Origin of the sequence: Flexivirga endophytica, assembly GCF_014640635.1 — a bacterium.
Classification (GTDB): Bacteria; Actinomycetota; Actinomycetes; order Actinomycetales; family Dermatophilaceae; genus Flexivirga; species Flexivirga endophytica.
Genome location: NZ_BMHI01000003.1, coordinates 226732 through 242857, shown reverse-complemented (window position 1 = coordinate 242857; position 16126 = coordinate 226732). Strand labels below are relative to the sequence as shown.

Here is a 16126-nt window from a genome sequence, read left to right as displayed (position 1 = left end):
GGCGGTATGCCGTCGGCCCGAATGCGTCCCGTGTAAGAGGACAACTTCTGTCCTCAGTATCACCGATGATGGATCCCATGGCGACGACAACGGCACGACTGCTGCAGCTGCTCGGCCTGCTCCAGGCGCAGGCCGTCTGGACCGGCGAGGACCTGGCCGATCGGCTCGGGGTGACGACGCGCTCGGTGCGCAGGGACGTCGACAGGTTGCGTGAGCTCGGCTATCCGGTGCAGTCCAGCCGGGGAACCGGTGGCGGTTACCAGCTCGGCGCCGGGCGGGCGCTGCCGCCGCTGCTGCTGGACCAGGAGGAGGCGGTCGCTGTTGCGGTCTGTCTGCGGCTTGCTGCCGGCGGGACGGTTGCCGGCGTGGGGGAGGCCGCGCTGCGCACGATGGCCAAGCTGGACCAGGTGATGCCGGCCGCCATACGAGCGCATGTGACCGCCGTCCAGGAGGCGACGGTGGCGATCGATTACCAGGGCACTACCGTCGACTCGGACGCGCTGCTGGCGCTCGCCCGGGCCGTCCGTGAGCATCATCAGGCGCGCTTCGACTACATCGCCCGTGACGGCGCTGCGTCGTACCGGCGGGTGGAGCCCTATCGGCTCATCGCGACCGGAAGGCGTTGGTATCTCATGGCTTTCGACCTGGACCGGGACGACTGGCGGTCCTTCCGGCTCGACCGGATGACGGAAGTTCGCGGATCGACGTTCGGCTTCACCCCGCGGGAGGCGCCCGACGCCGAGGCCTACATCCGGCGGTCGATGCACTCCGGGTGGGAGTACGAGGCCACCGTGCGGCTGCACTGCCCGGTCGCGGAGGTCGATGAGTATGTCGCCCGGTGGGGCACTCTGCGCGCGGTCGACGACGCCCACTGCGACCTGCAGGTCGGCTCGCAGAACCTGGACGCGATGGCATGGTGGTTGCTGCGGCTGCCGCACGACTTCGAGGTGCTGGACAACGACGAGCTGGTGGCGGCATACGCGCGGCTGGCGACCCGGACGGCGGCGTTGGCGGGGAATGCGGTTGGCTGAGTGACCGTGAGTGAGCACGAAGTCGGCGTCGGGCCGTATGTCGGTGAGTGGCCGACGCTGCCCGACGGCAGGCCGGATCCGAGGTACGACCCCGAGTTGTTGGCGCAGGGCGACCGGCGCAATGTCGAGGATCGCTACCGCTACTGGACGCACGAGGCGATCGTCGCCGATCTGGACGAGCACCGGCACGACTTCCACGTCGCGGTGGAGAACTGGGGCCACGACTTCAACATCGGTTCGGTGATCCGGACCGCGAACGCCATGGGTGCCAAGGCTTTTCACATCGTCGGCAAACGCCGGTGGAACCGTCGCGGCGCGATGGTGACCGACCGTTACCAGCACGAGTTCCATCACCCCGACGTTGCAGACCTGGCGTCGTGGGCGGCCGGCGAGCGGCTACCGCTGATCGGCATCGACAACATTCCGGGCAGCAAGGCGATCGAGACCTATGAGCTGCCGCAGCGGTGCGTGCTCGTCTTCGGCCAGGAGGGCCCGGGGCTCACGCCGGAGATGCAGCAGGCGTGCGTCGACGTGCTGCACATCGAGCAGTTCGGCTCGACACGGTCGATCAACGCCGGCGCGGCGGCTGCGATCGCGATGCACGTGTGGGTGTTGCGGCACGTGCACGGCTTCAATGGGGCGGCTGACGGTCGAAACCGTCATTGACGGTGCAGCAGCGGTGTCAATCGCCGTCTGAAGCGTCATCCGCGGTTTCGAGCGTCTACGGGGGGCCGTCGGCGAAGATCTCGTCCGGCTGAAGGACTGCGTCGGATCGCGTTGGCCGGCAAGCGTCAGAACCCGCTGATCTCAACGGGTGGGTCCGGTATGCCGTGCTCCTTCAAGTCGGCCAGTAGGTCAGGGAGAGCGCGGGGTGCGAATGTCGCTGTCTCTGCGGCGATCTCGTCCGGTGACCACCATCGGACCCCGTGCACGTGCTCGGCGGCGAGCTGCGCGCAAGTCATCTCCGGGGACGGCTCGAAGCGATCCACGCGGTACAGGTGGATGTGGTCGATCTGGCCCTCCCAGTCCGACATCTCGAACGTCGCCGTCTTGGTCCAGAGCTCCGGGCCGAGATGATCGACGTGCAACCCGGTCTCCTCCCGGAGCTCACGCTGTATGGCGTCCAGCCGGGACTCACCGGGCTCGACACCCCCACCCGGGGCTCGCCCAGAATCCACCCGCGGGCTCCAGCCCGGGCCAGTCGAAGTGCACCAGTAGGACCCGGTCGTCCGGGTCGATGATCAACGCCCGCGCGCTCTCTCGCAGTCTCATGGGACTGTGACGGTATCGGGCGATGCGGCCGGCGCGGTGCCTCCCGGCAGCCCGAATCGTGGCGCTCTCGGGAAAAGTTTGCGCCGAGTTGTCGATTCCGGTGTCGTGCGCCCGTCATCGTGCTGTCAGAGGATGTGAAGGACGCGAGTTCGAAGGGAACGAACCATGACCGAATACATGATTGTCCTCGTGGGCGACGCCGATCGCTGGTGGACGACGATGTCCGCCGAGGACCGCAAGCGTGGGTATGCCGAATACGGCCGGTTCTCACAGGAATTGGTCGCACGCGGACACAAGATCACCGGCGGTGCGGAGCTGCACGCGACTACCGAGGCGCGGCACGTCTCCCCGGGGTCCCAGACGGTGACCGACGGACCGTTCGCTGAATCGGCCGAACAACTCGGTGGCTTCTTCACGGTAGAGACCGAGAACGTCGAGGACGTGCTCGAGTGCTGCAAGATCATCACCGCCCTCGGCGACGGTGTCGAGCTGCGCCGCTGCGTGGACCCCGCGGAGCGTGAATCATGACGAAATATCTGGTCCTCATCGCCTACGAACCCGGCGGTTGGGAGAGTGCGTCCGCCGAGGAACAGCAGGCGTTCCACGACCAGCACCACGCATTCGACGCGGCGGTCGGAGCCAACCTGCTCGGCGGCCAGGCGCTCGACGGACCCGACGCGGCAAGGACTTTGCGGCACGTCGACGGAGAGCCGGTGGTGACCGACGGCCCGTTCGCGGAGACCGCAGAGATGATCGGGGGCTTCTATCTTGTCGAGGCAGCCGATCCGGACCAGGTGGTCGAGTGGTGCAAGTTGCTGCCCCCGTCATACAGCCTGGAGATCCGACCGTGCATCACGATCGAGGGCTACGAGGAGTCGGCGTGACCAAGTATCTGGTCCTGCTGGCCGGGTCGGAAGGTGAGTGGGAGAACGCTGATCCGGCCGACCGGGAGCGCTGGCACCGGGCGCACGTGACATTCGGTCGGGAGGTCGGCGCCGCGATCCTCGGCGGCGAAGCCCTGGACGGCACCGACACCGCGACGACACTGCGCCGGCGCGGCGGCAGCGTCGAACTCACCGACGGTCCCTACGCCGAGACGGCCGAATACCTCGGCGGCTTCTATCTGCTCGAGGCAGCTGATCTCGATCAGGTCGTGAAATGGTGCGCCCTGCTGCCGGAGATCTATTCGATCGAGATCCGCCCGTGCATCCAGATCGAGGGTATGACCGATTGATGGAGCCGATCGAGGTCGTATGGCGCGACGAGTGGGGCCGGTTGCTGGCCCTGCTCGTCGCACAGACGCGCCGGTTGGACCTGGCCGAGGACGCGCTCGCGGATGCGTTCGAGCGTGCCGCGCGCAGTTGGCCGGATGCGGGAATGCCGGACAACCCGCCGGCCTGGCTGATGACCGCCGCCAAGCGGCGAGTGCTTGATCGGCTGCGTGCGGAGGCCGTCGCGGCCAAGAAGCAGCCGTTGTTGGCGGTGGAGGAGGTGAAGCGGCTGGAGGGCCTCGGTCGCGATACACCGCTCGTCCCTCGCGGCACTCGACCCGCGGGCTCTGACGATCTGTTGCGGCTGGTGTTGCTCGCCGCGCATCCGGCGCTGAGCCAGGAGGCCGGTGCGGCGCTCACCCTGCGCCTGGTGCTCGGCGTCTCCACCGCGGACATCGCACGACTCTTCCTGGTGCCCGAGCCGACGATGGCTGCCCGGCTCACCCGCGCTCGCAAGAAGGTCGTTGCGGCGGGGGTCCCGCTCGCCATACCCGATGACGAAGTGTTGCCACAGCGACTGGAAACCGTTGCGCGTGTTGCGTATTTGGCGTTCACCGCCGGATACGCGCCCGGCAGCGGGGAAGGTGTGCTGCGTGCCGAACTGTCGGGGGAGGCCATCCGACTCGTGCACCTCGTGCGGGCAACCGGGCGTGCCGCTGCGGACAACTCGGCGCTGCAAGCGTTGCTCGCGCTCATGCTGTTGCAGCACGCACGTCGGGACGCGCGCGTGGGTGCTGACGGGTCGTTGGTGCTGCTGCCGGAGCAGGACCGCAGCACCTGGCACCGCGACGAGATCGACGAAGGTATGGCGTTGCTCGGAGAGCTGGTCGGCACACGAGGTGTGACTCTGGAGAGCGCGCTAGCGGCGGAGTACGTGCTGCAGGCGCTCATCGCGGCGGAGCATGCGCGGGCCACCAGTGCGGCTGACACCGACTGGCTGACGATCGCCGACTACTACCGGCAGCTGGAGGACCTGACGGGCTCGCCGGTGGTCCGGCTGAACCGCGCGGTCGCCGTAGCAGAGGCCGGCGACTTGACGGGCGCGCTCGGTCTGCTGGACGGGCTGGAGGAGGCGCTGCCGCACTCGCACCGGCTGCCCGCGGTCCGTGCGGAGCTGCTGGCGCGGGCGGGTCGCCATACCGAAGCTGTGGCGGCATTCGACCTCGCGATCGAGCGATGCGCGAACGCGCGAGAGCGGCAACAATTGGCGGCTCGGCGCAACCGAGTCGCGACCTGACCATTCTATCGAAGGAGCCCGAAGTGAAATTGCTGTTGGTTCGTCACGGCGAGACCGGGTGGAGTGTCACCGGCCAGCACACGGGCCTCACCGACATCCCGCTCACGCCCAATGGGTTGGAGCAGGCGACCAGTGCAGGGAATGCCGCGCGGGTCGTTCTCGGGGACGAGTTCGCGCTCGCATCGGCGTTCTCCAGCCCGTTGAGTCGGGCGAGGGTCACCGCGGAGTCGGTCATGGGCGCAGACCGGCCGATCGGCCTGTGCGACGAACTGTTGGAGCTCGACTACGGCGAATACGAGGGTCTCACGCCGTCCGAGATCCGCGCACGTCGTGCGGGGTGGGACATCTGGGCGGACGGCTGCCCCGGGGGTGAGACCGTCGAGGCGGTCGGGGATCGCGTCGATCGCTTTCTGGCGATGATCGAGGACGTACCCACTGTCATCGCATTCGCCCACGGGCACGTCATTCGGATCTTGGCTGCACGCGCGGTCGGGCTGCCTGCACGGTGTGGGCAGATCTTCACGTTGGACACGGCGACGGTGTCGTTGATCGCGGACGTTCGCGGTAAACGAGTCGTCAAGATGTGGAACGTCGATCCGATGCTCGTGGCCGAGGAGCAAGCGGTGCCGCGAGTGTGACTTCGCTCCATCGGCCGACGATGGTTGGATGGTGGGACGTAACGTTCGCCGACGCCTGCAGGAGGGCCTTCATGCCGATCGCGACCCCCGAGAAGTACGCCGAGATGCTCGATCGGGCCAAGAAGGGCGGATTCGCCTACCCGGCGATCAACGTCTCCAGCAGTCAGACCCTCAACGCCGCGATCAAGGGTTTCGCCGACGCCGGCAGCGACGGCATCATCCAGGTCTCGACCGGCGGCGCGGAGTACTTCTCCGGCCAGGGCGTCAAGAACATGATCACCGGTGCGCTCGCGTTCTCGGCCTTCGCGCACGAGATCGCCAAGGCGTATGACGTCAACATCGCGCTGCACACCGACCACTGCCCCAAAGACAAGCTGGACACGTTCGTGCGCCCGCTGCTCGAGGCCTCGACCGAGCGCGTCAAGCAGGGCGGCCTGCCCTACTTCCAGTCGCACATGTGGGACGGCTCCGCGGTCGAGCTGCACGAGAACCTCCAGATCGCAGAGGAACTGCTCGCCAAGTGCCGTGACGCCAAGATCATCCTGGAGATCGAGGTCGGAGTCGTCGGCGGCGAGGAGGACGGCGTCGAGGGCAAGATCGACGACAAGCTCTACTCCACTCCGGAGGATGCCATCGCGACCGCGAAAGCACTCGGCACCGGCGACCACGGCTACTACATGACCGCGTTGACCTTCGGCAACGTGCACGGCGTCTACAAGCCGGGCAACGTCAAGCTGCGGCCCGAGGTCCTGCAGAAGGCACAGGCCGCCGTGCACGAGGAGTTCAAGACCGCTGACGGCAAGCCGTTCCACCTGGTCTTCCACGGTGGCTCCGGTTCGGACCCGAAGGAGATCGCCGAGGCGGTCTCTTACGGCGTGGTGAAAATGAACGTCGACACGGACACCCAGTACGCCTTCACCCGCCCGATCGCCGGCTGGATGATCGGCAACTACGACGGTGTGCTGAAGATCGACGGCGAGGTCGGCAACAAGAAGCAGTACGACCCGCGGGCCTGGGGCAAGGCGGGCGAGACCGGTATGTCGGAGCGCGTCGTCGTCGCCTGCGAGAACCTCGGATCGGCCGGGAAGCACTGAACCCCACGAAGTTTCTCCCCCGCTTCGCTCCTTCGAATACCTCGCGGGGACCCCAATCCCAAGAACGGTTAGATCGAAATGACTGAGAATCTGCTCGGCATACCCGAGACGAAACTACCTGTGGATCCTGCGTTTTCGCCTCTGGAGCAAGGTGTCGACCCGCGGGATGTGGCTCGGTCCTATCCGAGCTCGTCGCTCGTCTGGGCGACGCTCGCCGAGGACGCGCTGGCCGACGGCGACGTGATCGAGGGTTACGCATTCGCCCGCACCGGTTACCACCGTGGCCTGGACTCGCTGCGCAAGTCGGGTTGGCGCGGCCAAGGGCCGGTGCCGTGGGAGCACGAGCCCAACCGCGGCTTCCTGCGCGCTCTGGGTGCGCTGGCCAAGGCTGCCGGTGAGATCGGCGAGACCGATGAGCAGCGCCGTTGCGCCGACTTTTTGCGGGACTCGTCGGCCACGGCGGCGCGCGAATTGGGTTTGTAGGAGCAGACCGGTGGACGGCCGTCTCGGAGTGCTCGGCGTCGGTGCGCAGGGGGAGGAGCTCTACCGGCACGTGTTGCGCACGCCCGGCCAGACACTCGCCGCGCACGTGGCCCAGTTGGGCTGGACCGACTACGAGGCCGAGCACGCCATCGAGCAGCTGCGCGCCCGGCGGCTGGTCCGCCTCACCGACCTCGGCGAGGTGGTCGCCGATCACCCGCGGGCGTCGCTCGAGCGGGTCGTCAGCGCGGAGGAGGCTCGGCTCGCGACCCGGCGGCAGGATCTCGCGCGGGTGCGCGACGCGATCGACAGCTTCGTGACTGATCACCGTGTCGGACAGGAGCTTTCGACCTCGGACCAACCGTTGCGCGAGCGAGTGGACCAAGCGGTCCTGACCTCCGTCTACGAGCATCTGGTGGCGTCGACCGTTGGCGTCATACGGCAGGCGGCACCTGGTGCGCCTCGGTCGCTCGACGAGCACCCGACGGTGCGTCAGCAGTTGGGCGCCGGCCGGGAGCAGCGCACGCTCTATCTGCCCGACACGCTGCACGACCACGCGGACGCGTTGGCCGCCTGGGCCGAACTCGGCGAGCAGCAGCGTATCGCCGGCTCGCTGCCGTCGGAGTTCGTGGTGTTCGGCGAAGAGGTTGCGATCGGGACGACCGAGTGGGGTCGCGGCGGCGGTGACCACGTGCTGCTGCGCGACCCGATGGTGGTGGCCGCGTTCATCGAGCTCTTCGACCGGCTCTGGGCATCGGCGGCTCCTGCCGAGCAGGCCGACGACTCGTCCGGTGGTGCGCTGGTCGACTGGATGCAGCAGGGCCTGACCGACGAGGCCATCGCCCGGGCGATGGGCATCTCGTTGCGCACCGTGCGCCGGCGGATCGCCGCGATGATGAGCGAGCACGGCGTCAGCACCCGCTTCCAGCTGGCGCTGCGGATCGCGGAACGTCGGCACAAGTCCTGACGTCTCTTCATCGAACACCGTCGGGCAAACGCGCGTTGCGCGTGTGAGGATGAACTGCATGAGCGAGCGAAGCGAGCGACCGAACAAACACGGGTCGAATGCTGGCTCCCGTCGGATGAGGGAGGCAATATGACCCAGCTGACCAAGGGCTCGAACACACCGTTGGACGCCGGACAGGTCCGGATCACCTTGCATTGGAGTCCCGGGCCGGGCGTGCCGGACGTCGATGCTTCTGCACTGTTGGTGCAGGAGAGCGGCAAGGTCTCCTCGGACGACGACTTCATCTTCTACAACCAGCCGGGGCACCCCAGCGGCGCGGTGCGGCATCTCGGCAAGCAGCCCGGCGCCGACGCGCTCGAGGTCGATCTGGCGCAATTGCCATCAACCGTGGCGAAAGTTGTGCTCGCGGCATCCGCCGACGGTGGTGCGTTCGGGCAGGTGCCGGATCTGCGCCTGGTGGCGTCCGATGCTACGAGTGGCGCTGAGTTGGCGACCTTCGCGATGGATGCGGAGAACGAGACTGCGTTCGTCAGCGGCGAACTCTACCAGCGGAACGGCCAGTGGAAGTTGCGGGCTGTCGGGCAGGGCTACAGCTCCGGCTTGGCAGGACTGGCAACGGATTTCGGCATCTCGGTAGAAGGCGACCCCGAGCCGCCGCCGGCCGCCGTCGACCAGCAGGCCGCTGCGCCGCCGCCACCCGCTCCCATGCCTGGTGTGCCGCCACAGGGTCCGCCGCCGGTCGGCATACCGAACGTTGCCCCGCAGGGCGTACCCCCGGCTCCGATGCCCACGACCGGGCCGCCGATGCCGCCACCGGTCCAGCCGCCGCCACCGAACCAGCCGCCGCCGCCCGCTCAAGCTGCGCCGGCGATGCAGCCGCCGCCCGCGCCGGCGGGACCTCCGGCGCCGCAGCCGGGGTCGGCCGGAGTCGTCAATCTCGACAAGGGCCGCGTCGACCTGACCAAGAAGGCCCGCGTGGACCTCACGAAGACCGGCGCACCGCCGCTGGCCAAGGTCACCATGGGCCTGGGTTGGGACCCGGCGCCCGGCCGCGGCAGCATCGACCTGGACGCGTCGGTCATCGCCTATGACGGCACCGGCAAGAAGCTGGAGATCGTCTGGTTCATGCACAAGAAGGAGTTCGGCGGAGCGATCCAGCACTCCGGTGACAACGTGACGGGTGCGGGGGAGGGCGACGACGAGCAGATCAAGGTCGACCTGCTCGCCATACCGCCGCAGGTGACGACACTGGTCTTCACCATCAACTCCTTCAGTGGCCAGAAGTTCACCAACATCCGTCGCGCGTTCTGCCGCCTGGTCGACGATGCCACCGGGCAGGAGCTGGTGCGTTTCGACCTGTCCGACTCGCAGCCGGCGACCGGCGTGCTGATGGCAGCGATGCGCCGCACCGGTCCGCAGTCGTGGCAGATGCGCGCGATCGGCGACTTCCACGACGGCAAGACCGTCAAGAAGCTCGTCAAGCCCGGCGAGGAGCACGCGCTGGCTCCGTGACCGGGGGCGGTCCTGCGTCCGGGTCGTGATCGGGTCCTGCGGAACTGCTTGTCGCGCGCGACGAAGAGTGGTCCGATGAGGACATGAAAAAGTTGATCAACGACCCGGCGGATGTTGTCTCGCAAGCGCTGCTCGGGATGGAGGTCGCTCACGGCGATCGACTCCGGGTCGATCACGAGCACAAAGTGGTCTTCCGCAAGGACGCACCGCGCAGCGGCAAGGTCGGTCTGGTCTCCGGCGGCGGCTCCGGGCACGAGCCGATGCACGGCGGGTATGTCGGTCTCGGCATGCTCGACGCCGCGTGCTGCGGTGAGGTCTTCACCTCGCCGGTGCCCGACCAGATGCTCGCGGCGACGACCGGTGTCGACGGTGGTGCAGGCGTGCTGCACATCGTGAAGAACTACACCGGCGACGTGATGAACTTCGAGATGGCGGCGGAGCTGGCCGCGGACGGCGACGTGCAGGTGCGCTCAGTGGTCGTGGACGACGACGTCGCGGTGCAGGACAGCCTCTACACCGCCGGGCGCCGTGGTGTCGGCACGACTGTGCTGCTGGAGAAACTTGTCGGGGCGGCGGCCGAGAGCGGCCGATCGCTCGACGAGGTCACCGAGCTGGCGACACGGATCAACGGCGTCGGACGCAGCATGGGCCTCGCGCTCACCTCGTGCACCGTGCCGGCGGCGGGCAAACCCACCTTCGAGCTCGGCGACGACGAGATGGAGCTGGGCATCGGTATCCATGGAGAGCCGGGCCGTAAACGCGTACCCATGACATCCGCAGCTGAAGCCGCGCAGCTGCTCGTCGACCCGATCCTCACCGATCTGCCTTACGGCACAGGTGATTCCGTCATCGCGATGGTCAATGGCATGGGCGGCACACCGTTGATCGAGCTCTACATCATGTATGGCGAAGTGCAGCGGCTTCTCGAGAAGGCCGGCATCACCGTGGCGCGGTGCCTGGTCGGCAACTACATCACCTCCCTGGAGATGGCGGGCTGCTCGGTCACGCTGGTGAAGGCTGACGACGAACTCGTCGGTCTGTGGGATGCGCCCGTGAACACTCCCGGCCTGCGATGGGGAGTTTGAGAATGGGCGACACTATCGAGGTTGCCCAGTTCAGCGACTGGATGCGTCGGTATGCCGGCGTCATTCACGAGAACGCCGCGATGCTCACCGAGTTGGACTCGGCCATCGGGGACGCCGACCACGGCAGCAACATGGACCGCGGGATGAGCGCGGTGGTCGCAGCACTGGAAGCGGGCGAGTTCGCGTCTGGCGCAGACCTTTTCAAGAAGATCGGGATGACGCTTGTCAGCTCGGTCGGCGGAGCGAGCGGACCGCTCTACGGCACGTTCTTCCTGCGGTTCGGCGGCAAGCTCGGGGACGGACCAGTCGATGCGCAGGCGCTCGGTGTCGCGCTGCGCGCCGGTGTCGAGGGGATCGTCCAGCGCGGCAAGGCCGAGGTCGGCGACAAGACGATGATCGACGCGTGGGCGCCGGCACTCGAGGCGTATGACGCGGCGGCGCCGGACGGCCTCGACGCCGCGCTGCGGGCGGCCGCGGAGGCCGGAGCCGGAGGACGTGATGCTGCGACGCCACTCGTCGCACGCAAGGGACGCGCCAGCTACCTGGGCGAGCGCAGCGCGGGACACCAGGACCCGGGCGCCACCTCCTCGGTGTTGCTGCTCGAGGCCGCCGCAGCAACGCTCGCCTGAGCCGGCAGGAGTCGGACCATGATCGGCATCGTCGTCGTGTCGCACAGCCGCGCTCTCGGTGAAGCGGTCGCCGCGCTGGCCCGGGAGATGGCCGGCGGGAACCCTCCACCGATGACGGTGGCGGCGGGCCTGGACGAGACCACCTTCGGCACCGACGCGACCGCAGTCGCCGCTGCGATCGAGGAGGTCGCCGCCGACGGCAATGACGTGCTGGTGCTCGTCGACATCGGCAGCTCGGTCCTCAGCGCCGAAATGGCCTGTGAACTCATCGATCCCGACATCGCGGAGCGGGTGCGCATCTCCGCTGCGCCACTGGTCGAAGGCATCGTCCCGGCTGTCGTGTCGGCGGCGTCCGGTGCGAGTCTGGAGGAGGTCGCCGGTGATGCGGAGGAAGGGCTGGACGCGAAGCGGGTGCATCTCGGTGCTGACGCTGGTCTCGATACACCTCCCCCGCTGCGTTCCTCCGACACTCGACCAGCGAGTGAGTCCGTCGAGGTCGTCATCGCCGACCCGCACGGGCTGCATGCGCGGCCGGCGGCGAAGCTGGTCGCACTGGTCCGCTCGTATGACGCGGACGTGACGCTGGCCGACATCGACAGCGGAGCGGGCCCGGTCCCGGCGACCAGCCTCAGCAAGGTCGCAACACTGAACGCCGGTCACAACGCCCGGTTACGGGCGACTGCGGACGGGCCGCAGGCCTCCGAGGTGCTGGCAGCGATCCGCGACCTGGTGGCGCGCGACTTCGCGGATTCACCCCACGAAGTTTCTCCCCCGCTTCGCTCCCCCGAATACTTCCCGGGGACCCCGAAACACGCACCGACTGCAGATGCGGCGCGGTCCGTCGTCGAGCCGCGGAGCGACGCCCCATCGGCGCAGGGTTCCGGCCTCGACGCGGCGCTCGGGCCCGCGTACGTCCTTCGGAACGACGTGGATCTCGAGGCATACCAGCAGGGTTCGCCCGCGGAGGAGCAGCAGCGATCCGATAGCGCGGTCGTCGCGGTGGCGGGCGCCATACGACAGCAACAGGGGAGTGATACGGGCTCGACCAGCGAGTTGTCCGACATCCTCGGTGCGCACCTCGTGTTGCTCGGGGACGACACGATGCTCGACGACGTCGCCGGTCGCATCACGCGAGGCGAGTCGGCGTCCGCGTCGTGGCAGGCCGTGCTCAACGAGTTGGCAGCGGAGTTCGAAGGACTCTCCGACGCATACCAACGGGCGCGCGCCCAGGACGTCCGCGCGATCGAGCGGCAGGTGCTGCAAGCCCTGGTGCACGGGCCCGATTCCCTTGGACACCAGGACATTCCGGATGGTGCGGTGCTCATCGTCGACGAGCTGGATCCGGCCACCGCCGCAGGCCTGGACGGAGCAGGCGTGGCCGGCGTCGTCACGATGCGCGGCGGAAGCACCGGCCACGGAGTCATCGTGGCACGGTCTCGGGGCATCCCGATCTACACCGACGGTGGCGACGCGGTTACCAACGTCGAGGACGGGACGACCATCGGATTCGACGTGAATACAAGGAAACTCGTGGTCGCCCCGGACGAGGGCCAGAGGTCCGAGCTGGTCGAGCTGCTCGCCCGGCACCGGGCGGATGCCGATGAGGCTTCGCGCAGAGCGACGGAGTCGGCCGTCACCCGTGACGGCATGCGGATCCGCGTCGGCGCCAACATCACGAGCGCGAGCGACGCGGCAGCAGCCGCCGAACAAGGCGCCGAGGGCTCCGGACTCGTGCGCACGGAGATCCTCTTCGGTGCATCGCCGACCCGGCCATCGGCAACCATCCAGGCAGCGGCCTTCGTTGCGATCGGGCGGTCACTGGGCAGCGAGCCGGTCACCATTCGCACCTGGGACGTCGGCGGAGACAAACCTCTGCCGTTCCTCCCCGGTCCGCAGGAGACCAACCCGATGCTCGGAGTGCGCGGGTTGCGGCTGATGCACCAGCACTCCGAACTCTTCGACACGCAACTCGATGCGGTCTGCGCCGCCGCAGAACAGACACCGGTGCGGGTGATGTTCCCGATGGTCACCACCCGCGACGAGGTCGACTGGGCACTCGATCGGCTGGCGGCAGCGCGTGCGAAGGTGCCTGAGGTGAACCTCGCCGTCGGGATCATGGTCGAGGTGCCGGCGGCCGCCATACAGATCGCCGACCTTGCCGCCGGTCTCGACTTCGTGAGCATCGGCACCAACGACCTGACGCAATACACCCTGGCGGCCGATCGCGGCAACGCCGGCGTCAGCGAGCTGGCCGACGGACTCGATCCCGCTGTCCTGCAGCTCATCCGACGGGTCGTCGACGAGGTGCCGGACGGAGTGGAGGTCGGCGTCTGCGGCGACCTGGCCAGCCGCGTCGAAGCGGTGCCGCTGCTCGTCGGCCTCGGAGCGCACGATCTCAGCGTCGTCGGCCCGATGGTCCCGCGCGTGAAGCAGGCGATCCGGCGGACCAGCAGGACGACGGCACGCGAGCTGGCGGACCGGGCGCTCCAGGCCGGTTCGGCCAAGGCTGTTCGGGAGTTGCTCGTTGCTCACCGGATGCCCACCGGTAGCCTGAGACACTGCTGACGACGAGCAGCCCGACCCGGTCACTGCTCACCACCGACCGGAAGAGGGGCAGCAGCATGCCAGCGATCGTGCTTGTCGGAGCCCAGTGGGGCGACGAAGGCAAGGGCAAGGCGACCGACCTCCTGGGCGACCGCATCGACTACGTCGTGAAGTTCAACGGCGGCAACAACGCGGGCCACACCGTGGTCATCGAGCAGCCGGACGGCAGCCGGGAGAAATACGCGCTGCACCTGCTGCCCAGTGGCATCCTGTCGCCGGGTGTCACGCCGGTCATCGGCAACGGCGTGGTCGTCGACCTGGGCGTGCTCTTCGAGGAGATCGAAGGCCTCGAGAAGCGCGGCATCGACACCTCCGCACTGCGGGTCAGTGGCAACGCGCACGTCATCGCCGAATACAACCGCGTGCTCGACAAGACGGTCGAGCGGTTCCTCGGCTCCCGCAAGATCGGCACGACCGGCCGAGGCATCGGCCCGACATACGCCGACAAGATGAACCGCACCGGCATCCGGGTGCAGGACATCTTCGACGAGTCGATCCTGCGGCAGAAGGTCGAGGCCGCGCTCGAGGTCAAGAACCAGATCCTGGTCAAGCTCTACAACCGGCGCGAGATCCCGGTCGACGAGGTCGTAGAGGAGCTCCTCTCGTATGCCGACCGCCTTCGTCCGATGGTCGCCGACAGCTCCCTGGAGATCGGCCATGCGCTCGACGAGGGCAAGGTCGTGCTGTGCGAGGCCGGACAGGCGACGCTGCTGGACGTCGACCACGGCACCTACCCCTACGTCACGTCCTCCAACGCGACCGCGGGCGGTGCGTGCACCGGCGCAGGCATCCCGCCGACGCGCATCGACCGGGTCATCGGCATCTTCAAGGCCTACACGACCCGCGTCGGCGAGGGACCCTTCCCGACCGAACTGCTCGACGACTCAGGCGAATTCCTGCGCAAGACCGGTGCGGAGTTCGGTGTCACCACCGGCCGCCCGCGTCGTTGCGGCTGGATCGACACCGTCATCGGACGCTACGCCTACCGCATCAACGGCGTCACCGACTTCGTGCTGACCAAGCTGGACGTGCTGTCCGGGTTGGACAAGGTCCCGGTCTGTGTCGCGTATGACGTCGACGGCGTCCGCCACGACGAGATGCCCGCCGACCAGAGCGCCTTCCACCACGCGAAGCCGATCTACGAAGAACTGCCCGGCTGGTTCGAGGACATCTCCGCGTGCCGGACGTGGGACGATCTGCCGGCCAACTGCCGGGCGTATGTCGAGTTCGTCGAACAGCGCATCGGCGCTCGCATCTCGGTGATCGGTGTCGGCCCCGGCCGGTCCGAGGTCATCGTGCGTCACGACCTGCTCGAGGACTGAGGTGCTCGCCCAGCTCGCAGCGCGCACGGTCAGTGGGAAGACGCCGCCGCTGGCGTTCCGGATCACGCTGTGGATCCTGGTCGTGTTCTTCATCGGTGTCGCCGTCGCCGGTGCCGTCACCTGGTGGCGGCTGCGCCGTACGGCGCAGGACCTGCCCGAGGGGCAGGAGCGGCAAGGCAAGTCAGGGCAGGCGGGGTGCCTGATGGCGGGCGCCATACCGGCGCTGTTGCTGGGGCTCTTCCTGCTCGACTGGGCCATCCAGGTCAGCTGACCTGGGAAAACCTCCCCTCCTGTGGGACGCTTGACGGGCGTATCGACGAGTTCTGGGGAGGACTCATGGATGAGCACGACCGCGGTCTCGAACTCGAGCCGCCACTGGCGCAGGACGCGCAGCGCAAAGGGCTGACACCGGTGGTGGCCCCCGGGCTGCAGTTCGCCAGCTCGCTGCGACCGGACCACCTGACGCATCGGATCATCGCCTGGGTCGCCCTCGGGATGATCGCGGTGTTCGTGCTGGTGTGTGCGTGGACCGTGCTGAACGGCTGACCGCCTACCCGCACTGCTGCCTGGGGCTCTTCCTGCTCGATCGGGCGATCCAGGTCGGCTGAGCGGCAGTCTCCGACATACTGCGGGTATGACGTGGTGCGCGGCCTGTGAGACGGATGGCGACGTCGTTGCCGGACGCTGCGCGTTGTGCGGTGAGAGCACGGACGCACCCGACACGGCGGCGGTGGTCGCGATGCGCTATGCGTCGTCACCGACGCCGCGTCGCCCGGCGTTCCTCGTGATCGCCCTCATCGTCGCCGGTGCCTTCGTGGCGCTCGCCTTCGTGTCGGTGTTGTTCAAGGTTGCCGTCCACGATCCCTCGACCCAGCCGACCATTCAGTTCACCGACTACGTCGACGTGCCGGACTGACCCGGAGAACTCTGCTGGACGCAGGAGACTCACCGGGCGTGGACTGGGCAGCCTTGAGCGGCCCGTAA

18 protein-coding genes and 1 pseudogene are annotated in these 16126 nt (G+C 68.0%); 18 read left to right on the top strand and 1 reads right to left on the bottom strand.

Annotated features, from left to right (window positions below; translation table 11 throughout):
* Window positions 1-77 precede the first annotated feature (77 nt).
* Both IEX71_RS09745 and IEX71_RS09740 read left to right on the top strand, forming a co-directional pair.
* Window positions 78-1031, top strand: coding sequence for a helix-turn-helix transcriptional regulator (locus IEX71_RS09745; protein WP_188836824.1), 954 nt, complete (start codon window positions 78-80; stop codon window positions 1029-1031).
* A 6-nt stretch (window positions 1032-1037) separates the two neighbouring features.
* Window positions 1038-1697: a TrmH family RNA methyltransferase gene (locus IEX71_RS09740; RefSeq protein ID WP_373284601.1), complete on the top strand. Its 660-nt coding sequence runs from the start codon at window positions 1038-1040 to the stop codon at window positions 1695-1697.
* A gap of 125 nt (window positions 1698-1822) precedes the next feature.
* On the opposite strand, the pseudogene IEX71_RS09735 reads toward IEX71_RS09740, so the two are convergent.
* Window positions 1823-2221, bottom strand: a pseudogene (locus IEX71_RS09735) (NUDIX domain-containing protein); the annotation flags it as partial.
* Window positions 2222-2468: 247 nt separating this feature from the next.
* Here IEX71_RS09735 and IEX71_RS09730 point away from each other — a divergent pair.
* The 16 genes from IEX71_RS09730 (at window position 2469) to IEX71_RS09655 (ending at window position 16058) form a co-directional block, all read left to right on the top strand.
* Window positions 2469-2831 carry a YciI family protein gene (locus IEX71_RS09730; protein WP_188836821.1) on the top strand — a complete coding sequence of 121 codons (363 nt, stop codon included), beginning with the start codon at window positions 2469-2471 and terminating at the stop codon, window positions 2829-2831.
* Entirely contained in the window at window positions 2828-3187 is a 360-nt protein-coding gene (locus IEX71_RS09725) for a YciI family protein (RefSeq protein WP_188836820.1), read from the top strand. The genes IEX71_RS09730 and IEX71_RS09725 overlap by 4 nt, the downstream gene beginning before the upstream one ends.
* Window positions 3184-3537, top strand: a complete 354-nt coding sequence (locus IEX71_RS09720) for a YciI family protein (protein WP_188836819.1) — start codon at window positions 3184-3186, stop codon at window positions 3535-3537. The genes IEX71_RS09725 and IEX71_RS09720 overlap by 4 nt, the downstream gene beginning before the upstream one ends.
* The gene (locus tag IEX71_RS09715; protein ID WP_188837253.1) at window positions 3537-4811 is read left to right on the top strand and encodes an RNA polymerase sigma factor; all 1275 of its coding nucleotides are present in this window, start codon (window positions 3537-3539) and stop codon (window positions 4809-4811) included. The genes IEX71_RS09720 and IEX71_RS09715 overlap by 1 nt, the downstream gene beginning before the upstream one ends.
* A gap of 23 nt (window positions 4812-4834) precedes the next feature.
* On the top strand, window positions 4835-5449 hold the full coding sequence (locus IEX71_RS09710) for a histidine phosphatase family protein (protein ID WP_188836818.1): 615 nt from the start codon (window positions 4835-4837) through the stop codon (window positions 5447-5449).
* 71 nt (window positions 5450-5520) lie between these two features.
* A complete protein-coding gene (gene fbaA / locus IEX71_RS09705) occupies window positions 5521-6543 on the top strand; it encodes a class II fructose-bisphosphate aldolase (protein ID WP_188836817.1) in 1023 nt (340 codons plus the stop codon).
* Window positions 6544-6621: 78 nt separating this feature from the next.
* Entirely contained in the window at window positions 6622-7026 is a 405-nt protein-coding gene (locus tag IEX71_RS09700) for a DUF3151 domain-containing protein (RefSeq protein ID WP_188836816.1), read from the top strand.
* Window positions 7027-7036: 10 nt separating this feature from the next.
* Entirely contained in the window at window positions 7037-7990 is a 954-nt protein-coding gene (locus tag IEX71_RS09695) for a helix-turn-helix transcriptional regulator (protein WP_188836815.1), read from the top strand.
* A 129-nt stretch (window positions 7991-8119) separates the two neighbouring features.
* Entirely contained in the window at window positions 8120-9502 is a 1383-nt protein-coding gene (locus IEX71_RS22665; RefSeq protein WP_188836814.1) for a TerD family protein, read from the top strand.
* Between the two features lie 83 nt (window positions 9503-9585).
* Entirely contained in the window at window positions 9586-10587 is a 1002-nt protein-coding gene (gene dhaK / locus IEX71_RS09685; RefSeq protein ID WP_188836813.1) for a dihydroxyacetone kinase subunit DhaK, read from the top strand.
* A 2-nt stretch (window positions 10588-10589) separates the two neighbouring features.
* Entirely contained in the window at window positions 10590-11216 is a 627-nt protein-coding gene (gene dhaL / locus IEX71_RS09680; RefSeq protein ID WP_188836812.1) for a dihydroxyacetone kinase subunit DhaL, read from the top strand.
* Between the two features lie 18 nt (window positions 11217-11234).
* Window positions 11235-13781, top strand: coding sequence for a phosphoenolpyruvate--protein phosphotransferase (ptsP, locus tag IEX71_RS09675; RefSeq protein ID WP_188836811.1), 2547 nt, complete (start codon window positions 11235-11237; stop codon window positions 13779-13781).
* A gap of 56 nt (window positions 13782-13837) precedes the next feature.
* Window positions 13838-15142, top strand: a complete 1305-nt coding sequence (locus IEX71_RS09670; protein ID WP_188836810.1) for an adenylosuccinate synthase — start codon at window positions 13838-13840, stop codon at window positions 15140-15142.
* Between the two features lies 1 nt (window position 15143).
* A complete protein-coding gene (locus IEX71_RS09665) occupies window positions 15144-15413 on the top strand; it encodes a hypothetical protein (RefSeq protein WP_188836809.1) in 270 nt (89 codons plus the stop codon).
* 65 nt (window positions 15414-15478) lie between these two features.
* Entirely contained in the window at window positions 15479-15688 is a 210-nt protein-coding gene (locus IEX71_RS09660; protein WP_188836808.1) for a hypothetical protein, read from the top strand.
* 88 nt (window positions 15689-15776) lie between these two features.
* On the top strand, window positions 15777-16058 hold the full coding sequence (locus IEX71_RS09655; protein ID WP_188836807.1) for a hypothetical protein: 282 nt from the start codon (window positions 15777-15779) through the stop codon (window positions 16056-16058).
* The last annotated feature ends 68 nt before the right edge of the window (window positions 16059-16126 follow it).